Here is a 23,146-nt window from a genome sequence, read left to right as displayed (position 1 = left end):
TCAGGGCCGGCGGGCGGCGACGGTACGGAGCCGGACCGGCACGGACTCGCGCGTCCTGATCCGGACGGGAAGCACGATCTGCTCGGCGCTGCGGTACGGGTCCTCGCCCGCCGTGCGCTCCGCGATCCGGGTGACCAGCTGCTCGACCGCCCGGCCGCCGATCTCCCTGGCGGGCAGCCGGGCGGCGAAGCTGGTGAGCGGCAGCAGATCGTAGGGGCCGGCGTCGTCCATGCCGGCCAGCACGATCTCGTCGGGTACGGCGATGCCGAGCGAGGCCAGATCGGCGGCGGCGGTGGCCACGGCGAAACCATGGGCGCACAGCAGGGCGGTCGGCGGCTCGGGCGAGCCGAGCAGGTCGGTCAGCAGCTGCTTGCGGTCGTCCTCGGGCAGCGCCGTGTACGAGCGCAGCGCGGTCAACTGGGGGAGCAGGGGCTGGCCATGGGCGCGCAGCGCCTGTTTGTGCCCGGTCATCCGGTCGTGGACGCTGGTGCAGTGCGTCTCGCCCCAGAGCGTCGCGATCCGCTCGTGGCCGTCGGCCAGCAGATGTTCGGTGAGCCGGTAGCCGACGTGGTAGTTGTCGGCGGTGACCGCGTCGATGGCGTGCCCCGGAAAGTACCGGTCGACCAGGACCATCGGGATGCGCAGGCGTCTGATCTCGTCGAGGACACCGGCGTCGGGCGCCTCCTCGACGGGGTACAGGATGATGCCGTCGACCCGGTCCTCGACGGCCTGGCGCAGCGCCTGGTCCTGGCGGGCCAGCGACGCGCCCTGGTCGGCGTGCCCGGTGTCGGTCATATGGACGGCGGAGTCCGAGAAGAACAGCCGCATCCCGCGTTCCGAACAGCCGGACTCGATCCCGCGCAGCACCTCCGACTGGTACGGCCCCTGGCCGCTGATGATGCAGGCGATCACACCGGACCGGTGGGACGGAACCGGCTCCGCGGCCCGGTCCCCGGGGTCGGCGACGAAGGTCCCCCGGCCGCGGCGGCGCACCAACAGGCCTTCCGCGACGAGGTCGTTGAGCGCCCGGACGGCGGTGGTGGAGCTGACGCCGAAGCGCTCGCGCAGCTGGTTCTGCGTGATGAACGGAGCACCGGCCTCGTACTCGTCACGCGCCACCTCGGCCCGCAACTCATCCTTGATGCGCTGGTACTTGGGCCCGGACGTACCCATCCAGCCACCACCCTCCCGGATTTGACGCGTCAATCGACGCTGAGCTCAGTGTGGTGGTGGTTAACGCATTATTTCAAGAGGGTTGCAGCGAAAGGATCGGTAATTTAGCGCGTCAAGCTGAGGTCGTGTCGCTTTAATGCGTCATTCCGGTGCCCCGGGCCGGCACCGGGACCGGCCCGGGACCGGTCGGCTCTCAGCCGGTCACGCGCGGCGGCGGTGCCGTGCTGGCCCGCACCACCAGACGCGACGGCACGGCGAGCGTGCGCGGCGAAGCCGTCGCGTCGCCGAGGGCCAGCAGCAGCGCCCGGCGGCCGATCTCCTCCAGCGGCAGCCGTACGGTGGTCAGCGCGGGCGTGACGTCACAGGCCACCGGCAGATCGTCGAAGCCGACGACGGAGACATCGGTGGGTACGCTCCGGCCGAGGTCGTCCCGGAGCGCCGCCAGCGCACCCAGCGCCATGGCGTCGTTGAGCGCGAACAGCGCGGTGATCCCCGGCGACCTGCGGAACAGCCGCACCGCCGCGGCCCGCCCGCCGTCCCGGGTGAAGTCGGCCTCGACGCGGTGGTGTTCCTGTACGACGACGCCCAGCTCGGCGGCCCGCTCCAGGAAACCCTGCAGCCGGTCCTGCACGGAGACCAGTGCCAGGGGTCCGCAGATGACGCCGATCTCGGTGTGCCCCAGCCCGGCGAGGTGCTCGGCGACGGCCCGGCCGCCCTCGCGGTTCCCCGGCACGATCGTGTCCACCGGGAGATCCTGATGCGCGACCGCGGTCACCCGGCCGCCCTGTGCCGCGAAGGCCTCAAGCTCCTGGGCGAGCGCGGGGCTCCCGTCGGTGAAGCCCGATCCGGCGAGGACCACGGCGCGGGCCCGCTGCGCACGCAGCCGGGCCACGTACTCCGCCTGGAGCGCCGGTTCGTGGAACGTCCCGGCCAGCATCACCAGGAGCTTGTGGTCGCGGGCGACCTCCATGACGCCGGCCGCGATGGCGGAGTAGTAGGCGTCGTTCACATCGTGCACGACCAGACCGACGATGGAGGTCGTGGACTGCACGAGCGCGCGGGCCGGCGCGTTGGACACGTAACGGAGCCGTGCCGCCGCCTCCAGCACACGCTCCTGCAGCTCCTGGGTGACGTTGCGGTCGCTGTCGCTGAGGACGCGTGAAGCCGTGGCGAGAGAGACCCCGGCGTCCTGCGCGACCTGCTGGAGCGTCACGGCGGACGACGGGCGGGGGCGGGCGGAACGTCGATTGACCTGGCTCTGCATAGGGCTACGATAGCCGCACTGAAAGCGTTTTCCCATTGCGCATGCCATAGGAAACCCGCCACCGGGACCGTCCTCCCGCCCGCAGGGTCAGCCCGTGCGCCACCGGCCCGGTTCGGTCGGGGGCATCGCGGGCGCACAGCGGTAGACGGCATCGTCCCGGAAGGCGTACCGCCGTTCCAGCTCCGGCGTGAGCCGGACTCCGAGCCCCGGGGCCCGCGGAGCGAGCAGACATCCGTCCTCCAGACGGAACGGCTCGACCAGCAGTTCCGACCGCAGCGGGTACCGGGGCATCGGCCATTCGGCCAGCCGCCCGCCGCCGGCGAAGGCGGCGTGGTAATTGGCTGCCTGGCACACGGCGCTGCCCCAGCAATGCACGACCGCTTCCACGCCGTGCTCCGCCGCGCCCGCGAAGACGGCCAGCGTCTGGTGCAGACCGCCGACGACCGTGGCGTCCGGCTGCACCAGGTCGTAGTACCCCGATGCCATGCGCGCCAGCAGTTCCTGCGCGGTGGTGACGGTCTCGCCGCCCGCCACCGGACAGCCGGCCGCCCGCCGCAGAGCGGGGTACGCGGCGGTCCGGGCAGGCCCGAGCGGCTCCTCCAGAAAGCGCACCGGCCACCGGGTGCCGGTCCTGACCGTGTCGAGGAACGCCAGGGTGTCCGTCACCGACTGGCCGGGGTCCTCGAGATTCTGCGCCATGTCGATGGCTGTGCCGATGCCGTGCGCGGCCGCTTGCTCCAGCGTCCACACCGCCTTGTCCGCTTCGTGGCCCCGCGCCCTGATCTTGAAGGTGCCGATGCCGAGGGCCGCCACGGCGGCGATCTCGGCGCCCATCGCCGACGGGGAGGTCGAGTCGCCCCCGCTGGCGTAGAGCCGGATCCGGTCCGTGCGACGTCCGCCCAGCAACTCGTACGCCGGAAGGCTCGCCCGCTTTCCGAGGGCGTCGACCAGGGCCGCCTCCACGGCGGAGACGACATGGCGGGCCGCCCCCTGAAGACTCCAGTAGCCCGTCGCGAGCACCATGTCCCGGTACCGCCCCGCCAGGTCCCCGGCCGGACGGCCGACCAGGTAGGGGGCGATCAGATCGACCGTCGAGACGAAGACCCGCGGTGCGAAGACGGCGAGATAGCCCTCGCCGAGCCCGGTCGTGCCGTCGTCCAGGGTGACCTCCACCAGACCGGTCGTGCGCCACCCCGCCGACAGGGCCAGGCGCACCTCCAGATTCTCCGGATCCGCGTAGGGGGCGCTGAGCAGCACCGGCCGGATCGCCGCGATGTGCACCCCGTCGCCGGCCTGTGCGTCGATGCGTGCGGGAGGGGGTTCGGCCATGATGTCGCGTCCTCAGAATCCTCTGGACCACTGCACGGGATTGCGCAGCGGTGAACCGGTGTGAAAACGGCGCCAGTTGTCGGTGAACAGGTCGACGATCCGGGTGCTCTCGTCCGTCGAACCACCCGCGGTGTGCTGGGTGAGGACGACCCCGGGGCAGCTCCACAGGGGGTGACCGGCGGGCAGCGGCTCCTCGGCGGTGACATCCAGCACCGCTCCGCCGAGTCGCCCGGAGGTCAGCTCGGACACCAGGGCCTCCTCGTCCACCAGCGATCCCCGGCCGGCGTTCACCAGAACGGCCCCCGGCCGCATCAGGGCCAGCCGCCGCGCATCGAGCAGTCCGCTCGTTTCGGGCGTCCCGGGCAGCAGCCCCACCACCACGTCGAAGCACGGCAGTTGCTCATCGAGCTCGGCCAGGGTGCGGATGTCACCGGAGCCGCGTGCGAAGTGCGAGACGGGGCAGCCGAACGGGCCGAGCAGCTCGGCGAACCGCCGGGCGATGGACCCCCGGCCCAGCACGAGGACCCGGGCCCCGGTCAGCAGCCGCAGCCGGGGCCGCACGGCGGACTTCGCCCACCTGGCTTCGGCGCGCAGCCCGGAGAGCTGGTCGATGCCGCGATGGAGCGCGAGGATGCCCGCCAGGCACGACTGCGCGACCGGATCGGCGAAGACATCACCCAGGTTGGTGACGGTCAGCCGGCGGCCGAGGGCGGGCCGGTCGAGACCGAGATAGCCGTCGATCCCGACCGAGGCGAGCTGCAGCCACCTCAGCCGGGGTGCGTTCGCCACCCAGGCCGCCCTGGGGTTGCCGAGCGCTGTGCCGGAATCGGCGAGGGCACGGGCGTCCGCCTCCGACGCGGTCCCCGGCTCGGCGAACCACACGGGCCCGGGGCCGAGTTCACGCAGGCGGGCGCGATCGGCCTCGGTGAGCGACAGTTCCACGTACAGGCCGGTGCCGTCCGTGTCCGGGTTCACCACGGGTGATCCGCGAGGTACTCGGTGATCCGCTCCCGGTCCCACTCCCCGTCCGCCACGGTGACCCGGTAGCGGCGGGCCAGGGTGTCGCCCGGGGCGAGCTCCAGCTCCTCGTGGAACGCGAAGGAGGGGGCGACCGCGGCGAAGGGCTCCTCGCGGACGAACCAGTGGGCCGGGTGGGTGCCGCCCGCTCCCGTGTGATCGTTCTCCGGTGCGTGCTGGAAGATCAGTGTGGCGTGACCGTCGGTGCCGTCGTGTTCGCCGCTGTAGGCCAGCCAGGGTGCCTGCGTCCCCATCAGCTCCGGACCTTCCCCGTCCGGGCCGAGGATCCGGCCGCCCCGGAAGGCGCGCGGCCCGCGCCAGAAGAGGCCGGTGTAGCCGGCCGCCTCCCGGCCGTGGGTCGTCGGGCTGCCGAACCGCAGCGGCTCGGTGCGCCGGTTGGTGATCGCGCTGGACCAGGTCAGCGTCCAACTGCCGCCGGTGTCCGCGCCCGTGGCGCCGGAGCCGGATCCGGCGTGCTCGACGTCGTGCAGTTCGACGCGGCGCAGCTCGTCCGCCCAGTGCGTGCCGTCGTTGTGGCGCCAGCTCAGCCGCTCCGCGATGACCGCGCGTCCGGCGTCCGCCGTGATCTCGTCGAATCCGATGTGCGCCATCGACCCGACCCGTTCGGGCAGCGGCTGGTAGTCCTGGCCGTGCACATAGGTGTTGCCTCCCCAGAGGTTCTGCCCGGAGAGGTGGGAGGCCGTCATCTGGAGGCCCTTGTGCCAGCGGTGGTCGTTGGGCCGATAGTCGGTGACAACGTTATCGGCCAGTGTGCGCATGGGGTGGATGTACGGCTTGGGGGCCTCCCACGCCGCTTCCGGACGGTAGACGTAACTGATCAGGTCGATGCCGCCGCGCTCCTCCGTGACCGTGATCCGGTCCCCGTGGGCGTGCGTGATGCGCAGTGGACTGCTCATGTCCCGAGTCTCCTGGGTGCGGCTGGAAAGCGCTTACCGAAACCTAGGGCCTTCGCCGGAGGCGCGTCAACAACGCGGACCCGCGCGTGCCGAGGGTGGCTGCGGAATGGAAGGGTCGATGTGCGCGTGCGCCGGAATCGACCGGTGGTCAGGACGCAGAGGGATCAACCGGTGGTCAGGCCGAAGATCGTGATGACCACCAGGTAGCACACCGCCACGACGGCGGCCCCGGCCGCATGGACGCGGACGGACCGCGCGCGGCCGGGCCGCAGCCAGAACGCGAGTGCCCGGTTGACCAGCGGCATCAGTAGCCAGGTCAGGATGCTGACGCTCAGTACGTTGCTGAGGAACAGCCCGATGTACCCGGGCACCCCCAGGTCCTTGAACCAGTCGCCTGCCGTCAGCCCCAGGACCATCACCGTCGGATACAGCGCCAGCACCACGGACATGGCCTGCTTCCAGTTGGGCGGTGCGCCCTCCTGCGGGCCCGAACCGAATCGGAACCAGCCGCCGAACGCCGAGCCGATCCGGCGCACGTCGTAGGAGCCGAAGTGGCCGTGCCCTTCCTCGATGAGCCGTCGGCGGGCATCGGAGTCGAGCCATGCCTCCAGGTGTTGCCGGGTGTCGAAGCGGAAGGCCACCACCCAGCGGTCCTGGATGCCCTTCACCGGCCTGAACAGTTCGGACCCCATGAAACCAGGTTGCTTCTCCTGCTCCTTCAGGATCTTGTCCTGCCAGCGCAGGAAGTCCCGCTCGTGCCCCGGTCGTACATCGTGCGAGACGACGGCCGTGACGACATCGTCGGTCGGCGCCCCGCCGGAGAGCACCTCCTGCGTGGCGGGCCCGTCGAACAACGGGCGGCCCTCGTCGAGAAGTTGCCGACGTGCCGGTGACTCCAGCCAGTGGGTGAGTTGCCCGATCCGGGCGAAACGGAATACGACGACCCAGTCGTTCTCGTCGCCGGAGGCCGGTGAGTACATCTCCGTCCCCTGGAACCCGTCGAAGCCCCGTACGACTTCGTTGGTCTTCTCCTGCCACCGCCTGTAGTCGTCGTTCCGGCCGGCTCGGACTCTCTGGGAGATGACGACCGTGGCGCTGCCGCCGGTGTCGGGGCTTGCACGGGTACTCATACGGAGTAGTCTAGTTCTAAAGGGAGTTGTCGGACAAATAAGGAAATGATAGTCCCCGGAAGGCGGTCGCGCCAGGAGGCGAGCGCCGGACGAAGTGGGGTCTCGCGATGGAGCACAAGGAATTCATGGCCGAAGCCGTGCGACTGGCCACCGAGTCCGTCGAGCAGGGCTGGGGCGGGCCGTTCGGTGCGGTGATCACCAAGGATGGCGAGATCATCGCTCGTGGGCAGAACCGTGTGCTTCTCACCGCCGATCCGACCGCCCATGGCGAGGTCGAAGCCATCCGCAAGGCCATTCAGCTCCTCAACCCCGAGGCGCCCAGCATCTCCGAGACGTACCAGGACCGGTACACGCTCAGACTGGTGCCTCGCCCCGAGGGTTCGCAGGACTCCGTTCCGGAGCGTGCCCGGATGCTGCAGGGATGCACGATCTACACGAGCGGGGCCCCGTGCCCGATGTGCATGAGCGCCATCTACTGGGCCCGCATCGGTACCGTCTACTACAGCTGTGACTGGAAGGCGACCCAAGAGATCGGTTTCGACGACGCCTTCCAGTACGAGGACTTCGCCAAGCCGCCGGACCGGCGAAGTATCACACTCGAACAGATCCATCCCGAACTGGGGACCATGTCCTACCGGGCCTGGGCGGACAAGGTGAACAAACACCCCTACTGAAACAGCGGCCGAGGGCCGGGGGCAGGGGGCGGCTGCGGAGCCGCTCCCGCACAGCGGCCGACGGCTTGCCGCACACTCATGGAAGAGCGGCAAGACGTCGGCCGTTGGCGTGCGGCGGGTGCTACTTGGGCGGACGGACGCTTCCGCCGCCCATGCTGCCCTGCTGGTCGCACTGCTCCTGGAGCTTCCGGGCCTTCTCCTGGAGCCGCTGGCGCTGCTCAGGGTCGGTGGTGCGCTCGGCGGCCTCGGTCATGTGCCGGGCCTTCTCGCGCAGCTGCTGCGCACGGTCACCGGATTCACGTGCAACGCTCATCATCGCTCCTTGTGCGGTTGGGAAGAGCGGGCTCCATCAGAGAACCAGCGCCGTCGAGCCACCGCACCTCGAATCGTCACGCAGAGTCACGGCCTGCAGAGGAGTGCCGCGACGCTGGCATGATCGAGGGCATGAACGAAAGCATCATCGCCGCGTGTGACGGGGCGTCCAAGGGTAATCCGGGACCTGCGGCCTGGGCATGGGTCGTGGCCGACGCGCAGGGGCGGCCCGAGCGCTGGGAAGCGGGTCCGCTGGGGACCGCCACCAACAATGTCGCCGAACTCACCGCGCTGCGGGAGCTGTTGGAGTCGACGGATCCCTCCGTGGCGATCGAGGTGCGGATGGACTCGCAGTACGCGATGAACGCCGTGACGAAGTGGCTGCCGGGATGGAAGCGCAACGGCTGGAAGACCTCGGCCGGCAAGCCGGTCGCCAACCGTGACCTCGTGGCCGGGATCGACGCCCGGCTGACCGGCCGGACCGTGCGCTTCACCTATGTTCCCGCCCACCAGGTGGACGGCGACCCGCTCAACGCACTCGCCGACCAGGCGGCCAGCGAGGCCGCCGTGGCGCAGCGTCCGGCCGGAACCGCGCACGGTGCCACGCAGTTGCCGACACCCGCTCCCGCCCGCGCGACCGAGGGCCGGCGCGGCGGCACGGCGACGAAGAAGGCGGGGAGCGCGTCACGCCCCGCCCGTTCCGGCGGAACCATCCGGGCCAAGTTCGCCGGCCGCTGCCACTGCGGAAAGCCCTACGCGGCACAGGACATGATCGCCAAGAACCCCAACGGCTGGGGCCACCCGGAGTGCCGCACCGCACCCGCCTGAGACGCACCGCCGGCCGGAGCGGGCGATGGGCCGCGCGGGACCGGGTCCGCGTGCCATGATGCGGCTCCGGCGGCGGCGTCCTCGCATCGCTGTGCCGATGCCGACGCCGCTCACGAGGCGGCACGCTGGGGGGCGGATGGGAAACACGGGCATGGTTCTGCGCGAACTGCGCGGTGCGCAGAAGACGGCCAAGGGGGTGTCGCTGTACTCGCGGTACGTGAACCGGCCGGCCGGCCGGGTCTTCGCGGCCGGTGCGTACCGGATCGGACTGACGCCCAACCAGGTCACGTTGACCAGCGCGGCGTTCACCTTCGCCGCCATCGCCTCGGTGGCGCTCGTCCGGCCGTCCGTCGGGCTCGCGGTCGCGGTGTACGCCGGTCTCGCCATCGGCTTCGCCCTCGACTCGGCCGACGGGCAACTGGCCAGACTCACCGGCCGGGGCGGCCCGGACGGCGAATGGCTGGACCATGTCGTGGACTGCGCCAAGATGATCCTCGTCCACACCGCCGTGCTGATCTCGTTCCAGCGGTTCTCCACAGTGCCCGGCGAGGGCTGGCTGCTCCTGCCGCTCGGCTTCCTGTTCACGGCCGTGCTGACCTTCTGCGCGGGGCTGCTGCGCGAACAGCTGGGAAAGGCGGCGACCGCCCGGTCCGGTGCGGGCCCCGCCGCTGCCCCGGTCTCACGGCTGCGGGCCGTCGCACTGCTGCCCGCCGACTACGGAGTGTTCTGCCTGGTGTTCCTGCTCCTCGGCGACCGCACCGCGTTCCGCATCGGCTATGCGGTGCTCGCCGTCGTGCACGCGCTGTTCCTGGTGGCTTTCCTCAGCAAGTGGTTCAAGGAGCTCAGAGCGCTCCGGACTGCGGACTGACGAGCATGTCCAGCGCCCGGCGCAGCTGGGTGCTGGACGTGTGCACGGTGTACGGGAAGTAGACGACCTCCACACCGACCTCGGCGAAGTCGCGTTCCAGCCGTTTTCCCCTCTCCGTGCCCCGCCAGTCGTCCCCCTTGAAGATCACGTCGAACCTCACCTGCTGCCAGGTCTCGACCTTGTCGGGCACCGTCTCGACGAACGCCGCGTCCACGTGGCGCACGCTGCGCACGATCTCCAGGCGCTCCGGCAGCGGAATCACCGGCCGGTGGCCCTTGGCGAGCGCGGCCATCTCGTCCGAGACAACCCCGGCGACGAGGTAGTCGCATTGACTGCGGGCATGCCGCAGGATGTTGAGGTGCCCCACATGGAACAGGTCGTAGACCCCCGGCGCGTAGCCGACCCTGTGCGCCATCCGCTCTCTCCCCCCACGGTGAACGCGATGTCCGTGTCCCGCGGCAGTTGTCCGGACATGGCATCCGGTGCGGTGGGATATCGGTATCGGTGTTGATGGTGCAACGACCTTACTGTGAAGGCCACTTGCGCATCACGTGAACGGATAAGCTCGCTTTTGGGGCTGTTCCTTGGGGGGAACACAGATTGTTCCGGGGGGAAGGCGAGCGTCCATGTCCGATGCCGAGCAGCACAAGCCGTTCGAGGGCCGCACCCTGCTGGTCGTCTCGACGAACTACGCACCGGAGCTGACGGGCATCGGCCCGTACGCCGCACAGCTCGCCGAGCACTGGGCCGCGGCCGGGGCCGACACGCACGTACTGACCGGGATGCCGCACTACCCGTCCTGGCGGACCGACCCGGAGTACCGGGGTGTGTGGCGGGTCACCGAGAAGCGGGCCGGGGTTGCCGTGCACCGGCGAAGACACTATGTGCCGACCCGTCAGACCGCCCTGCGCAGAGGCGCGTTCGAGGCGACGGTGCTCGGTCACGGGCTGCTGTCGCCGCCCGCCTCGCGCCCGCCGGACGCGGTGGTCGCCCAGATGCCCAGTCTCGCCGGCGGTGTCATCGGTGCCCGGCTCGCCGCCCGCCACCGCGTCCCGTACGTACCGGTCGTGCAGGACCTGATGGGCGCCGCCGCCGCGCAGAGCGGCATCCGGGGCGGGGACAGGGCGGCAGCCGTCGCCTCGGCCGCCGAACGGCACGCGCTGCGCTCCGCGGCCCTCGTCGGCGTGATCCACGAGAGCTTCGTGCCCCGCGTCACCGCGTACGGAGTGGACCCGGGGCGCATCCGTACCGTGCCCAACTGGTCGCATGTGCGGGCGCCCTCCGCCGACCGGGCCGGCACCCGGGCGCGACTGGGCTGGAGCGAGGGCACCCCGGTGGTCCTGCACTCCGGGAACATGGGGCTCAAGCAGGGCCTGGAGGTCCTCGTCGACGCGGCCCGGCTCGCCCCGGAGATACGCGTGGTGCTCATGGGGGACGGGAATCAGCGCCAGGCGCTGCTGGGGCGCGCCGCGGGCCTGCGCAACCTCGACATCCTGCCTCCGGCCGACGCGGCCGAGTTCACGGACGTCCTCGCCGCCGCCGACGTGCTCGCGGTGACGCAGCGGGCATCCGTCCTCGACATGAGCGTCCCGTCCAAGCTCACCTCCTACTTCGTCTCGGGCCGGCCCGTCGTGGCCTCGGTCGCCGACGGGGGAGGCACCGCACAGGAGGTCCAACGGTCCGGAGCCGGGCTCCTCGTCGCTCCGGAGGACCCCGCGGCCCTGCTGTCGGCCGTACGCAAGCTCGTCGAGGCACCGGCCGGGGCGGACGCGCTCGGGGCCAACGGGCCGCAGTACGTCGCACGTCACCTGAGCCGCGAGGCGGGCCTGGCCCGCTTCGACGCCCTGCTCACCGAGGTCCTCGCGGACGCACAAGGGAGACCACGTCGATGAACCAGCCGATCCGCGCCCTGGAGGACCAGGACGAACCCGCGCTGCTGAGGGACCAGTTCCGCCAGCTCCTGCGCTACCGGGCCCTGCTCGCCTCCGGCGTGGTCGTCGGGCTCCTCGGCGGCGGCTGGCTCGCCCTGAGCGGCGAGGAGAGCTACACGTCGACGGGCGAGGTCGTCGTACGCTCCGCCACCTCGGACCCCTTCGCCGCCGGTGCCTCCGCCGACAAGGGCATCAACATCGGCTCGGAGAGGCAGACCGCCGTCAGCGACACCGTGGGCACCCTGGCCGTCGCCACCCTGGCCAGACAGGGGGACCGGGTGGAGGTCCGGCCGCTGCTGTCCGGCCTCCAGGTCACCAACCCGCCGAACACCCTCGTACTCCGCTTCTCCTACACCGGCCGCACCCCCGAGCTGGCGAAGGACCGGGCCCAGGCACTCGCCGACGCCTATCTGGAGATCCGCAGGCAGCGCACCGAGGACAGCATCGCCAACATGGTCGAGGGCTACCGCGCCCAGCTGAATCCGCTCACCACGCAGCGCGACCAGCTGGCGCAGCAGACCACCGGGGGCGACGACGTGACCAGCGCACGGGCCAACCTCGTGGTCGCGATCTCCGAACTCGGCCGGAAGATCTCCGAGTTGCACGCGCTGGACACCACGCCCGGATACCTGACGAAGAAACCCGTCGCCCCCAGCGGGCCCACCGGCGCCGGACTGCCCCTGCTGCTGGGGCTCGGCGGTGTCGTCGGCCTCGCACTGGGACTGCTTCTGTCCTGGGTGCGCCTGGTCTTCGACCCGGCCGTGCGCTCGACCCGGGAGCTGGTCCGTTCACTCGGCGCGCCCCTGCTCGGCACCCTGCCCAGGGAGCGCGCGTCCGCCGGGACGCTGCTGGCCATCGGGCGGAGCGGCAGCCGGCTCGCCGAGGAGTACCGCGCGGTGGCCTTCCGGCTCGCCTACGATCCGTCGTTCGCCCAGCGCCGCAGGCTCCTGGTCACGGCCCCGCGCGGGGACGGCGCCGGGGCGGCCGCCGCCGCGGCCAACCTGGCAGCGGCCTTCGCCGAGATGGGACGTGACGTCATCCTGGTCGAGGCCGATCTGCGTACCCCCGCACTGGCCAGGGACCTGGGCCCGGCGGTGCAGGGTTACCGGCCCCGCTGGGCGACCCGTGGTGAACGGGCCTGGCCGTCGGAGAGCCGGATGAACGTGGACGTACCCGGGTCGGGTGCCTTCACCCTGATAGCGGGCCGGCGCACGGACAATGTGCCGCGTGCCCTGACCTCGGCGCCCGTCGGCGTGATCGTCGCCGAGGGCGACCGGCCCGGCGCCGTCGTCATCGTGCTGGCCCCGCCCGTGCTGTCGTACGCCGACGCCGTCGCACTGATCGACCGGGTGGAGGGCGTCGTGGTGGTCTGCGACCCGCGCGAGGTGCACCGCAGCGACCTGGAGCGGATCCGGGAGATCATCGGGGCGGCGGGCGGCACCGTTCTCGGTGCCCTGCTGCACCCCGGCCGGAGCCGCCACGAGCGCCGGGCCCTCAGGAAGGCCGTCAAGCGCCACACGGGCGGTGGACGTCCGGGCCGGGGGAGCGGAGCGGGCAGCGGGCCGGAGCACACCGGTGACCCCGCCGAGACGCTGGGACTGCGCCCCTACGACTCCGCCGCCGGACACAGATGAGGGCACGGACCGCGATCGGCTGCTCGGTCGCGGACCAGGGGGTGGCCGCGCTCACCAACATCCTGGTGCTGGTGACGGCCGCCCGGCTCTCCACCGTGGCCGACTTCGCCCGCTTCTCGGCGGTCTACCTCGTCTTCACCGTGCTTCTGGGCGTGTCCGGCGCCTACACCGGGCAGCCGCTCGTGCTGCGGCGCGGCGGGAGCGACGAGGTGCGCGGCGCCTGCCGGTCGGCGGTCGTCTTCACCGTGCTCGCGGCGGCGGTGCTCGGCGTCCTGCTGGCCGGAGTCTGTCTGCCGCTGCCGGGAGCCACCGCGCGTGCCCTGATGGCGCTGGGACTCGTCCTGCCCGTCGTCCTGGGCCAGGACACCATGCGGTACGTCTTCTCCACCCTGCACCTGCCGCATCTGGCGCTGGCGGGCGACGTACTCAGACTGGTCTGTGTGCTGGGCGCGCTGGCCGTCCAGCCGCACGGCGCCCCGGCCGTCCGGCTCGTCACCGTCTGGGGTCTTTCCACACTGCCGGCCCTGCTGCTGTCGGCCGCCCTGCTGCACCGCAGGGTGGCCGGAACGCCCCTGCGGCTGAGGGTCCTGTTGCGGCGAGGCCATCTGGGGCGACGCTTCGTGGTGGAGTTCGCGGTGGGCAATGCCACCGGACAGCTCTCCGTGCTCGGCCTCGGCGCGGTCGGCAACCCCTTGGTGGTCGGTGCCCTGCGCGGCGCGACCACCCTCTTCGGACCGCTGAACGTGCTGTTCACCTCGGCCACCGGCTTCGGACCACCCCTGCTGGGAAGGCTCGCCGACGAACGGCGCAGGGTACGGGCCGCGGCGACGCTCGCTGCCGTCCTGGCGGCCACCGCCGCCGCCTGGGCCACCGCACTGGCCCTGTTGCCCGGCGGAGTCGGCCGCCACCTGCTCGGCGACACCTGGCCCACGGTGGCCGCCCTCCTTCCGGCGACCGGCAGCCAGTACGCGGCGATGGCCGTCGGCACCTGCGGACTGCTGGCCCTGCGCATGCTCGACCCGCGTACCACCCTCTCCATCCAGGTGGTCTTCTCGCTCGCCGCCGTCGCCTTCCTCACCGGCGGCTATCTGCTCGGCGGAGTGCCGGGCGCTGCCTGGGGCCTGTGCCTGGGCTCGGTGTGCAAGGCGGTGGCCACCTGGACCAGGGTGGCCGGGCTGACGCGCCGCACCGCCGTCGAACGGGCACCGTTCAGCGCGGACGCCGCCCGTCCTGGCCCCGGAAGCTTGTGACCAGCAGCAGACAGAGCGCCGCGACGGCCGGCTTCCCCGCCGCCTGCAACAGCGGCCCGCGCAACAGAATGAAGGCGTACCCGGCGATCAGCGGCGCGGTCACGGCTAGCACACTGCCGGGTCCCGGACCGTCGCGGGAGACGGCCCGCGCGTAGCGCCGGTCGGTACGGGCGGCGACGTACCCGATCAGCGCGAAGGCACCGGCCATGCCCGGCGCACCGAAGTCGACCCAGAGTTCGGTCCACAGCGGTGCCGACAGGTTGGTCATGCTCATCCCCATCCACTGACCGACGCGCACCCCCGTGTCCTCCGGCTTGCCGCTCCACACCGAACGGGGCACGAAGAAGAGGGCGGAGCCCGCCAGTTGACGCCCGTAGGTGTGGCCGCGGGTGTCGACCCAGGTGATGGTGTTGGCGAACATGACCGTCTGGTCGTAGTCCTTGGTGGCCAGCGGCTCGAACACCGACGAGGAATCCACCGGCCGGTACCCGGCGCTGTCGTAGCGGAAGCGGTCCGCGTACGGGAACAGCACCAGGGCCCCGACCACCCCCATGGCCAGCACCGAGCGGTACATCGCCGCGCTGCTCGGGAACGCGGTGAACAACAGCGAGACCAGTACCGTCAGGAACCAGTAACGGGCGTTGGAGACCGGGTTGTTGACGATCGCGTTGAGCCCGATCAGCCCGGCCCAGACCAGCACCGTCGACGGGGAGCGCCGGGCCCTGCGCGAGGTCACGAGGCGACGGGTGAAGAAGAGCAGCGCGAGCAGCGCGGGCACCGTACCGAAGCCCTTGAGGAAGGCCGATCCCACATTGGACTGACCCGACCCCACTCCGCTCGCCGCGACCGACGCACTGATCTCCTGGCGGCTGGTGAAGAAGACGGCGGGCCCGCCGAGCTTCAGGACGTAGTAGCCGCTCGCCGCGAACGCCAGCAGCACCAGCAGCCTGAGCCGCCCCCGGTGGGCGACGGCCGGACCGTTCCCGGAGCGCGCGGCGACCCGCCGGCGCAGCGGTCGCCGGGACGCCAGCAGCGCCCCCAGGTCGAACGCGGCACAGCCCACCAGGATCAGCGCGACGGCCGTCACCAGATCCGACCGCGGCCCGACCATCGGCGTCGGTGTCTGCCCGATGACGGCCTGGGCGAACGGCGCCACCCCCATCGCGATGTAGACGAACATCCAGAAGATGCCCTGGAGCAGCCGCCGCCGGGTGGAGAGGACCATGGTCGCGAGCCGGGCCCCCGCATAACAGGTCAGCACGAGCTGGAGCCAGTACGCGGTGTCCCGGACACCCGTGCCCGGCTGCGCGGCGATCACCGCGGGCAGGAAGCAGACCAGGGCGAGGATGAGAGGTGCGGCCAGAGCGCGCGAGAGCATCGCCCACGACATGGGCTTCGCCGGCGGGTGGACCGGCTCTCGCGGGCCGTGCTCCGGTACGGGCGCGGACGACACCGCCTCGTGCACGGACGTCATGTGCTCCCCGTTTCCGTGGACCTGTGAACACTCTAACGAATCAACCCACTTGGGGTGTTTGGATGACTAGTCTGTGGGGGTCGGCCGAGGTCGAGGGGAACCCTGGTGAAGATCCTGCACGTGGTCACGCTGCACACCCCGGACCATGCGTTCGGTGGCCCGACAAGAGTGGCGCTCAACCTGTCGAAGGTCCAGCGGGCCGCCGGTGACGACGCCAGGATCATGGCGCTGGGCGACGGCTTCGAGGGGCCCCTCCCGCGCGAGGTCGAGGGAGTGCCGGCCCATCTCTTCCGGGCCCGCCATCTGCTTCCCGCGTTCGAGGTCAGCGGAATCACCTCCGGTGCGCTCCTGCACACCGCGCGCCGCATGATGCGCGGCGCCGACCTCGTCCATGTCCATCTGATGCGCGACCTGGTGACACTGCCCGCCGCGCTGCTCGCACTGGCCTCCGGCACACCCCTGGTCGTCCAGACGCACGGCATGGTGGACCCCACCGAGAACCGGGTCGCCCGGCTGACCGATCTGCTGGGGGTGCGCAAGGTGCTGCGCGGGGCCGATGCCGTACTGCACCTCACTGAGACGGAACGCCTCGATGTGAACGCCGTCGCCGCGCCGGTCCCGCTGACCCGCACGGTCCGGCTGGTCAACGGCGTACGCCCGCAGGAGATCAAGCCCACCCGGGAGCCGGGGCGGCCGCCGACGGTCCTCTTCCTCGCCCGGATCCAGGAGCGCAAGCGCCCGGAGGACTTCGTCGCCGCGATGCCGGCGGTCCTGGCCGAGCATCCGGACGCCCGCTTCGTGCTGGCCGGTCCCGACACCGGCGCACTGCCCGCGACCCTCGAACTCGCCCGCAGGCTGGGGGTGATGGGGTCGCTCGACCAGGTGGGGCCGCTGGGGCACGAAGAGGTCCTGGCGGCGGGACGGCGCGCCGACGTGTACGTACTGCCGTCGATCGAGGAGCCCCTGGGCGTGTCCGTCCTCGAAGCGATGTCGGTCGGCACCCCCGTGGTCATCACCCGCACCTGCGGACTCGGCCCCGATGTGGCGCGCGCGGGCGCGGGCCGGGTGATCGACAGCCGGGTCGGCGAGGACGGGAAGAACGCCCTCAAGGTCGCCGCCGCCGTCCTGGAGCTCCTCGAACCGGAGGCCAACACCCGGGCGGGCAGGGCGGCTTGGGGCCTGGTCAATGAGGACTTCACCATCGGGGCCGTGACCGCGACCCTCCGGCGGACCTACGAGGACGTGGTCCGCCGGAGCGGCCGACAGATCAAACGGTCCTTCCCTCACGGGACTTGAGCGCGATCTGCCAGCGGTAGAAGCTCATCGCCAGCGCGAAGTCGAACCCCGCCCGCCCGTCGAGGAACCCCCGCCGGTACACATACATGTAGGCGAACGACACCAGGGGCTTGAACGGTGCCTTGTGGAACAGCTGCCCCTGGCGCGATTTCACCCTGCGCACCTGCTCCTTGACCTCGGGGTGGTGCTCCAGCCACGCCTCCCAGTCCGAGTAGCGGTTGTGCCGCTCGAACCAGGCGGTGACCGGGTCGAGATCCTGGTGCTCGATCGGATTGCGGAGCGATCCGGCCGATGCGGCGACCGGCTGGTAGTGGCCCTCGACCTCGCCGATTCCCGGCGCGTCGAGATCCCCCACCTCCGGGTACCGGCAGCGGGTACGGTCGGTCAGCGACCGCTTGCGGATGGTGTAGCCGTGCCGCAGCCGCTTCCCGCAGAACCAGTAGCCGAGCGGAATGTCGTACGCGGCGGGCTTCGGCGCGCCGGGGTCGGCGAAGATCAGGCGCAGTTCGGCCAGCAGACCGGGACCGATCCGCTCGTCCCCGTCGAGCAGCAGAATCCAGTCCAGGTCCGTGCGGACATGGTCCAGACACCACTGCTTCTTGCGCGGATGACCGCCGTCCCAGGTGTACGTGATCACCTCGGCCCCGCAGTCCTCGGCGATCTTCGCCGTGTCGTCGGTGCTGTGCGAGTCGACGACGACCACCGCCTCGAAATGGCCGAGCACCGACTTCACCGCCTCGGCGATATTGAGCCCCTCGTTCTTTGTGGGGATCACCACGGCTATCGGCAGCTTGCTCATCCGAGGTCTCCTTCGGGCAGCCAGGCGTAGCAGCCTGTGGAGGTGAAGGCGCGGGCCTCCCGGGGGACGGTGATCGTGACCCGTTTCCCGGCGGGGGCGGAGCCGGAGACCAGGGTCCTGCCGTCCGCCCCGGTGATCTGCCAGGCGCAGCTTCCGGTGGGGGAGACGTCGTGGTAGCGGCCCGGCCGAAGCCGCCCGTCCTTGTGCGTGCCGTCCGCGTAGCCCCGGGCGGCCTCCCGCAGCAGGTCCCTGTGCTGGGTGCAGAGGTGCTCGACGGCGGGCTCCGCATCGGCGATCTCGCCGGTCACGATCGCGCCGACCGCCACGTCCCGGTCGGCCTTCACCAGGAATCCCAGCCTGTCGCAGGTCTCCTGACCGGTCTGGAGCACGGCCGCCGGGTCCATACCCCTGGGCACCCGGTCGACCAGATAGTCCTTCTGCTTCTTGGTGAACGATCCGGTGGCCGGGGTGAGTTCATCGGAGGGAAGCTTCGGCGGCTCGCTCGTGCGCGGAGCCGAGGGGCCACCGGACGCGGTGGTGCCGGGCCCGGCCGACGGGGCGGTGAGCGGGGTCCGTACCGCCGACGGCCCGGCGCCGCCCGCCCCCTTGTCCCCGTCGGAGGACGAGCCGCAGGCGGCCAGCGCCGCCGTCAGTGCGACGACGACGGCGCCGGCCCGGAACGGATGCCTCATCCAGTTGTCCTCAGCGCGTAGTGGGCACTGACCTGCGAGCTGCTCAGCGCGGTCGGGTAGACGGCGGTCTCGTCGATCTGCCCGGCGAAGAAGTCGCTCGTCGGCCTGCTGGGCCAGCCGTTCAGGTTGTCCCCGCCCACTCGCCAGTAGCCGTCGTACTTCTCGTTGCCGGTGTACAGGGCGGTCGAGGCGCGGAGCTTCCCGTCGACGTACAGTGCCATGCCGCCGGAGCCCTGCGTGGCGACGACATGGTGCCAGGCGCCGTTGTTGTAGGCGGTGGGTGTGGTGATGGTCCGGGCGCTGCCGCTCTTCACGCCGAAGACCAGCCGGCCGTCGTCGCGCATGTACACGTGCTTGTCGTACTGGGTGCTGTTCTGCATGGTCAGACTGCCGAAGCCGATGATCTTCCCTCCCTTGGCGGTCGTCGTCCTGATCCAGGTCTCCACCGAGAATTTGGCCGGCTGCGGATGGCGCCTGTTGCTGTAGACGTACTGGTTCGAACCGTTCAGGCCGACCGCGGTCGAGGGGCCGGTGACCGCGGCCGGGGTCACCCGCCGTGCGGGGGAGTTGCGCGCGAAGCCGTTGTCCCGCCCGGTGCCGGTGTCACCCGCGAAGGTCGAGGTGTCGTCGTACCGCCAGTAGAGCGAAGCACCGTCCGCGAGGACCTTGGCGGGATACTTCTCGGCCGCGGATGCCACGGTCGCGGAGACGGCGGTCGACTTGGCGCTGGTGTTGGTGCCGTCGCTCGCACTGATCCGGTACGAGTGGGTCTCGCCCGCGGCCACGTCCGTGTCGGTCCACCTCAGCTGCGGCCGGTCCCAGAACAGTGAGCGACCCGTCGTGGTGTGCACCGGGGTGCTCGCACCGTCCCGGTAGATCCGGTAGGTGAGTTCACCGTCGTCGGTGTCGAAGCTCGCCTGCCAGTTGACCTCCACCTTGCCCGGGGCGACCGTGGACAGGCTGACGTTCGGCACCCACGGAGCCCCGGTGTCGGGACCGTCGGCGAACCGGGTCAGGCCCTGCTGGGCGGCGCCGTTGACGGTGGTGAACTCGCCGCCGACCCACAGATAGTGGTGACCGCCCTTGTCGGCCTGGGCCATCACCCGCGGCCCGACCGGCTCCCCGATCCCGTCGTTGGTGTCGGGGAACCAGGGGAGCAGTTTCGGATCGTCGACGGACTGGGCCAGCAGATGCTTGCGCGGCTGGTTCGGGAACTCGCCCATGGTGGCGCAGTCATGGGCGTGACTGCCGCTGTACAGCACGCCGTTGTGCACGAGCACGGCCTGGGTGGCGCCGAGGCAGGTGTCCCGCCAGCGCTGCTCGAAGTTGCTCAGGTTCAGTGCGATCCGGCCGTCGAAGACACCCCCTCCGGTGCCCTCGTTGGCGGTGTAGAAGCCGGTGGCGTCCGTGGTCAGGTCCTTCACCGTGGAGGTGTTGGGAATGAACCCGGCCGGATAGCTCTTGGCCACGGCCCCCGTGGTGGCGTCCACGACCGCCAGGGCGTGCGACGTCGTGCCGTTGACCTTGAAGAAGTCACCGCCGATCAGTACGTGCTTGCGGTCGGGCGTCAGCTCGACGGCCCGGCCCACCTCGTCCGTGTCGGCCTTCCACGGCTTCAGCGCGGCGCCCGTGGTGACGGCGGCGAACTTGTTCCTGGTCTGTCCGGCCACCGAGTTGAAGTCACCGCCCAGGTACACGGTGTCGGCGGTGACGGCGAGCGCCCGTACCGTCGCGGAGACGGCGACCTTGAAGTTCTGGCGAGGGGTGCAGGTGGCGGTGTCGATCGCGGCGAAGTTGCTCACCCCGACGCCGCTCACCGAACCGAAATTCCCTCCGACGTACAGGGTCTTCTGGTCCGGGGAGAGTGCCAGCGCCCGCACGGTCGCCGTGCCGGACGAGAGTGTGAACGACAGGTTGCAGCCGGTCGGCGCACCGGTCGCGGCATCGAAGGCGGCGAAGTTCACCGCCGGCCGTTCCGAGGTGCCGGCTGCCGCGTCCGGCGGCCGGACGGTGGAGAAGGTGCCGCCGGTGTAGACGACGCCGGCGTCCGAACCGGCCATTGACCAGACGATGCCGTTGGTCTGCCAGGTGGTGAGGTCGTCCGCGGTCAGGGAGACCGGCGGGGTGAGGGCCGTGGCCGGGGAGCCCCCGGACGCGGCGGCGGTCAGTGCTCCGGCGAGCAGGCAGAGTGCGGCGGCAGCGGCACGTAGCCGGCCGCGGCCGGAGCGCCTGCGCCCCGTGGTTCCGTTCATCATTCAGCTCCGAAGGTGAGAACGAGCTGCGGCCGGCAGGCCGCGGCGCCCGGCTCCACCGGGGTTGCGGTGGAGTCGGTTGTCGTATCGGTCCCGGGCGATCTCATCGGTCCACCCGCACGGCCGCTCCGGCGAGCTGGTCGGACAGCTGGCGGATGTCCGCCTCGACCATGATCCTGGCGAGCTCCCGCGACCGCACGACCGGTTTCCAGCCGAGCAGTTCCTCGGCCTTGGTGGCGTCCCCGATCAAGGCGTCGACCTCGCTGGGGCGTTCGTACTTGGCGTCGTGGCGGACGTGTTCGCGCCAGTCCAGGCCCGCGTGGGCGAAGGCGTACTCCAGGAACTGCCGGACGCTGACGCCCTCGCCGGTGGCCACCACGTAGTCGTCCGGGGCATCGCACTGGAGCATCCGCCACATCGCGTCGACGTACTCGGGGGCGTACCCCCAGTCGCGTACGGCATCGAGGTTGCCCAGGTGGAGTTGGGTCTGCAGGCCCGCCTTGATCCTTGCCACCCCGCGAGTGATCTTCCGGGTCACGAAGGTCTCGCCGCGGCGCGGGGACTCATGGTTGAAGAGGATCCCGTTGACCGCGAACATGCCATAGGCCTCGCGGTAGTTGACGGTGGACCAGTACGAGTAGACCTTGGCGACGCTGTACGGGCTCCGTGGATGGAACGGGGTCCGCTCGTTCTGCGGCGGCGGGGTGGCGCCGAACATCTCGGACGACGACGCCTGATAGACACGGGTGTCGATGCCGCTCGCGCGGACCGCCTCCAGCAGCCGGATGGTGCCGAGACCGGTGATGTCACCCGTGTACAGCGGAGCGTCGAACGAGACGCGGACGTGCGACTGCGCGCCCAGGTTGTAGACCTCGTCCGGCCGGATGTCGCGCAGCAGATTCACCAGCGCGACACCGTCGGCGAGGTCGGCATGGTGCAGCAGAAACGAACGGTTCTCCTCCTCCGGCCCCTGGTATATGTGGTCTATGCGTTCGGTGTTGAAGCTCGACGAGCGGCGTATCAGTCCATGGACCGTGTACCCCTTGTCGAGCAGCAGCTCGGACAGGTACGAACCGTCCTGTCCGGTCACGCCGGTGATGAGCGCGGTCTTCGCCACGACTCCCCCTTCTCTGGTCACCTGAGTGGCTGTTGTTCCGCACCGAATACTTCCCGCCGAAATATCTGAATTGAGCTGTCTGCGGTAAGACATCACCGCGGGCTGCGGGTGCTGGCAGAATCCGGCCCATGACGACTGATCTCCCCGGCCCTTCCCAGGAATCCGTCCGCTCCCTCCTGCGATCCGGTGCGCGCATCTTCGTCGCGGGCCACCGCGGTCTGGTCGGATCGGCGGTGGTGCGTCGCCTCGCCGCCGAGGGGCACGAGGTGATCACCCGTGATCGAGGCCATCTCGATCTGCGCGACGCCGCGCGGACCGAGGCGTTTCTCCGTGAGGTCCGTCCGGACGCCGTGGTGCTGGCCGCCGCCAAGGTCGGCGGGATCATGGCCAACCAGACGTATCCGGTGCAGTTCCTCGAAGACAATCTGCGCATTCAGCTGAGCGTCGTCGCCGGGGCGCACGCGGCCGGGGTCGAGCGGTTGCTCTTCCTCGGCTCGTCCTGCATCTACCCCAGGCTCGCCCCGCAGCCGATCCCCGAAAGCGCCCTGCTCACCGGTCCGTTGGAGCCGACCAACGAAGCGTACGCGCTGGCCAAGATCGCCGGAATCGTGCAGACCCGGTCCTACCGCCGGCAGTACGGCGCCTCGTACATCAGCGCCATGCCCACCAACCTCTACGGCCCGGGGGACAACTTCGACCCGGAGACCTCGCACGTACTGCCCGCGCTGATCCGCCGCTTCCACGAGGCGCGCCGGGACGGCTCGTCCGCGGTCACGCTCTGGGGCTCCGGGAGTCCCCGCCGGGAATTTCTGCACGTCGACGATCTCGCCTTCGCGTGCCTCCTGCTGCTGGAGCGTTACGACGGTGACGAGCCGGTCAACATCGGTTGCGGAAGCGATCTGACGATCCGTGAACTGGCCGCCCTGGTACAGGATGTGACGGAATTTCAGGGCGCCGTCGAATGGGACACGGCGAAGCCCGACGGCACCCCGCGCAAGCTGCTCGACGTCTCCCGGCTCACCGCTCTCGGCTTCGTGCCGCGGATCGCGCTGCGTGACGGGATCGCCCGGACCTACGCGTGGTGGCTGGAGCAACAGACCGCGCAGGTCTGAGCGGGCCCGGCGGACCGACCGGTACGGGCCGGCCGCGCGCAGCCGGAGCGTTCGCGCTCCTCCCATCGACGGCCGCC

Annotated in this window: 21 protein-coding genes; 8 read left to right on the top strand and 13 right to left on the bottom strand. The window is 70.9% G+C overall.

The window, feature by feature from the left end:
• From ACFV8T_RS02330 to ACFV8T_RS02305, 6 genes are all read right to left on the bottom strand, one after another.
• A complete protein-coding gene (locus tag ACFV8T_RS02330; RefSeq protein ID WP_385323527.1) occupies window positions 1–1,173 on the bottom strand; it encodes a LacI family DNA-binding transcriptional regulator in 1,173 nt (390 codons plus the stop codon).
• A 193-nt stretch (window positions 1,174–1,366) separates the two neighbouring features.
• Window positions 1,367–2,437: a LacI family DNA-binding transcriptional regulator gene (locus ACFV8T_RS02325; protein ID WP_385323524.1), complete on the bottom strand. Its 1,071-nt coding sequence runs from the start codon at window positions 2,435–2,437 to the stop codon at window positions 1,367–1,369.
• Window positions 2,438–2,524: 87 nt separating this feature from the next.
• The gene (locus tag ACFV8T_RS02320; RefSeq protein ID WP_385323522.1) at window positions 2,525–3,766 is read right to left on the bottom strand and encodes a mandelate racemase/muconate lactonizing enzyme family protein; all 1,242 of its coding nucleotides are present in this window, start codon (window positions 3,764–3,766) and stop codon (window positions 2,525–2,527) included.
• Between the two features lie 12 nt (window positions 3,767–3,778).
• Entirely contained in the window at window positions 3,779–4,744 is a 966-nt protein-coding gene (locus tag ACFV8T_RS02315; RefSeq protein WP_385323519.1) for a D-2-hydroxyacid dehydrogenase, read from the bottom strand.
• The gene (locus ACFV8T_RS02310; RefSeq protein WP_385323517.1) at window positions 4,738–5,700 is read right to left on the bottom strand and encodes a PmoA family protein; all 963 of its coding nucleotides are present in this window, start codon (window positions 5,698–5,700) and stop codon (window positions 4,738–4,740) included. The genes ACFV8T_RS02315 and ACFV8T_RS02310 overlap by 7 nt, the downstream gene beginning before the upstream one ends.
• A 164-nt stretch (window positions 5,701–5,864) precedes the next feature.
• Window positions 5,865–6,830 carry an antibiotic biosynthesis monooxygenase gene (locus tag ACFV8T_RS02305; RefSeq protein WP_385323515.1) on the bottom strand — a complete coding sequence of 322 codons (966 nt, stop codon included), beginning with the start codon at window positions 6,828–6,830 and terminating at the stop codon, window positions 5,865–5,867.
• A gap of 107 nt (window positions 6,831–6,937) precedes the next feature.
• Here ACFV8T_RS02305 and ACFV8T_RS02300 point away from each other — a divergent pair, with 107 nt between their 5' ends.
• On the top strand, window positions 6,938–7,504 hold the full coding sequence (locus ACFV8T_RS02300; RefSeq protein WP_385323512.1) for a nucleoside deaminase: 567 nt from the start codon (window positions 6,938–6,940) through the stop codon (window positions 7,502–7,504).
• 121 nt (window positions 7,505–7,625) lie between these two features.
• On the opposite strand, the gene ACFV8T_RS02295 is transcribed toward ACFV8T_RS02300, so the two are convergent.
• Window positions 7,626–7,817 (bottom strand): DUF6381 family protein, encoded by a 192-nt coding sequence (locus ACFV8T_RS02295; RefSeq protein WP_385323510.1) that lies wholly within the window; start codon window positions 7,815–7,817, stop codon window positions 7,626–7,628.
• Window positions 7,818–7,948: 131 nt separating this feature from the next.
• Between ACFV8T_RS02295 and ACFV8T_RS02290 the strand changes: the two genes are divergently transcribed.
• Both ACFV8T_RS02290 and ACFV8T_RS02285 read left to right on the top strand, forming a co-directional pair.
• Window positions 7,949–8,644 (top strand): ribonuclease H, encoded by a 696-nt coding sequence (locus ACFV8T_RS02290; RefSeq protein WP_385323506.1) that lies wholly within the window; start codon window positions 7,949–7,951, stop codon window positions 8,642–8,644.
• Window positions 8,645–8,780: 136 nt separating this feature from the next.
• Entirely contained in the window at window positions 8,781–9,512 is a 732-nt protein-coding gene (locus tag ACFV8T_RS02285) for a CDP-alcohol phosphatidyltransferase family protein (protein WP_385323504.1), read from the top strand.
• Here ACFV8T_RS02285 and ACFV8T_RS02280 read toward each other — a convergent pair.
• Window positions 9,487–9,927 (bottom strand): adenylyltransferase/cytidyltransferase family protein, encoded by a 441-nt coding sequence (locus ACFV8T_RS02280; RefSeq protein WP_385323501.1) that lies wholly within the window; start codon window positions 9,925–9,927, stop codon window positions 9,487–9,489. The two genes, ACFV8T_RS02285 and ACFV8T_RS02280, sit on opposite strands and share 26 nt — an antisense overlap.
• Before the next feature lie 211 nt (window positions 9,928–10,138).
• Between ACFV8T_RS02280 and ACFV8T_RS02275 the strand changes: the two genes are divergently transcribed.
• The 3 genes from ACFV8T_RS02275 to ACFV8T_RS02265 are packed head-to-tail and all read left to right on the top strand — an operon-like array spanning window position 10,139 to window position 14,327.
• Window positions 10,139–11,404, top strand: coding sequence for a glycosyltransferase (locus ACFV8T_RS02275; protein WP_385323498.1), 1,266 nt, complete (start codon window positions 10,139–10,141; stop codon window positions 11,402–11,404).
• Window positions 11,401–13,077 (top strand): lipopolysaccharide biosynthesis protein, encoded by a 1,677-nt coding sequence (locus ACFV8T_RS02270; protein ID WP_385323495.1) that lies wholly within the window; start codon window positions 11,401–11,403, stop codon window positions 13,075–13,077. Before ACFV8T_RS02275 ends, ACFV8T_RS02270 begins: the two co-directional genes overlap by 4 nt.
• Complete coding sequence (locus tag ACFV8T_RS02265; RefSeq protein WP_385323493.1) at window positions 13,074–14,327, top strand: hypothetical protein; 1,254 nt, start codon at window positions 13,074–13,076, stop codon at window positions 14,325–14,327. The genes ACFV8T_RS02270 and ACFV8T_RS02265 overlap by 4 nt, the downstream gene beginning before the upstream one ends.
• On the opposite strand, the gene ACFV8T_RS02260 is transcribed toward ACFV8T_RS02265, so the two are convergent.
• The gene (locus tag ACFV8T_RS02260) at window positions 14,287–15,801 is read right to left on the bottom strand and encodes a hypothetical protein (protein ID WP_385323491.1); all 1,515 of its coding nucleotides are present in this window, start codon (window positions 15,799–15,801) and stop codon (window positions 14,287–14,289) included. The genes ACFV8T_RS02265 and ACFV8T_RS02260 overlap by 41 nt on opposite strands.
• 105 nt (window positions 15,802–15,906) lie before the next feature.
• On the opposite strand from ACFV8T_RS02260, the gene ACFV8T_RS02255 reads away from it, so the two are divergent.
• Window positions 15,907–17,097, top strand: coding sequence for a glycosyltransferase (locus ACFV8T_RS02255; RefSeq protein WP_385323489.1), 1,191 nt, complete (start codon window positions 15,907–15,909; stop codon window positions 17,095–17,097).
• On the opposite strand, the gene ACFV8T_RS02250 is transcribed toward ACFV8T_RS02255, so the two are convergent.
• The 4 genes from ACFV8T_RS02250 to gmd all read right to left on the bottom strand — a co-directional run bounded on the left by ACFV8T_RS02250 (window position 17,069) and on the right by gmd (window position 21,957).
• A complete protein-coding gene (locus ACFV8T_RS02250) occupies window positions 17,069–17,896 on the bottom strand; it encodes a glycosyltransferase family 2 protein (RefSeq protein WP_385323487.1) in 828 nt (275 codons plus the stop codon). The two genes, ACFV8T_RS02255 and ACFV8T_RS02250, sit on opposite strands and share 29 nt — an antisense overlap.
• Window positions 17,893–18,588 carry a hypothetical protein gene (locus tag ACFV8T_RS02245; protein ID WP_385323485.1) on the bottom strand — a complete coding sequence of 232 codons (696 nt, stop codon included), beginning with the start codon at window positions 18,586–18,588 and terminating at the stop codon, window positions 17,893–17,895. The genes ACFV8T_RS02250 and ACFV8T_RS02245 overlap by 4 nt, the downstream gene beginning before the upstream one ends.
• Window positions 18,585–20,843, bottom strand: coding sequence for a LamG-like jellyroll fold domain-containing protein (locus ACFV8T_RS02240; protein ID WP_385323483.1), 2,259 nt, complete (start codon window positions 20,841–20,843; stop codon window positions 18,585–18,587). Before ACFV8T_RS02240 ends, ACFV8T_RS02245 begins: the two co-directional genes overlap by 4 nt.
• 100 nt (window positions 20,844–20,943) lie before the next feature.
• On the bottom strand, window positions 20,944–21,957 hold the full coding sequence (gene gmd / locus ACFV8T_RS02235) for a GDP-mannose 4,6-dehydratase (protein ID WP_385323481.1): 1,014 nt from the start codon (window positions 21,955–21,957) through the stop codon (window positions 20,944–20,946).
• Between the two features lie 128 nt (window positions 21,958–22,085).
• On the opposite strand from gmd, the gene ACFV8T_RS02230 reads away from it, so the two are divergent.
• Window positions 22,086–23,069, top strand: coding sequence for a GDP-L-fucose synthase family protein (locus ACFV8T_RS02230; protein ID WP_385323479.1), 984 nt, complete (start codon window positions 22,086–22,088; stop codon window positions 23,067–23,069).
• Window positions 23,070–23,146 lie beyond the last annotated feature (77 nt).

The organism is Streptomyces sp. NPDC059832 (assembly GCF_042731715.1).
Taxonomy (GTDB): domain Bacteria; phylum Actinomycetota; class Actinomycetes; order Streptomycetales; family Streptomycetaceae; genus Streptomyces.
This window is presented reverse-complemented; position numbering and strand designations above follow the sequence as displayed.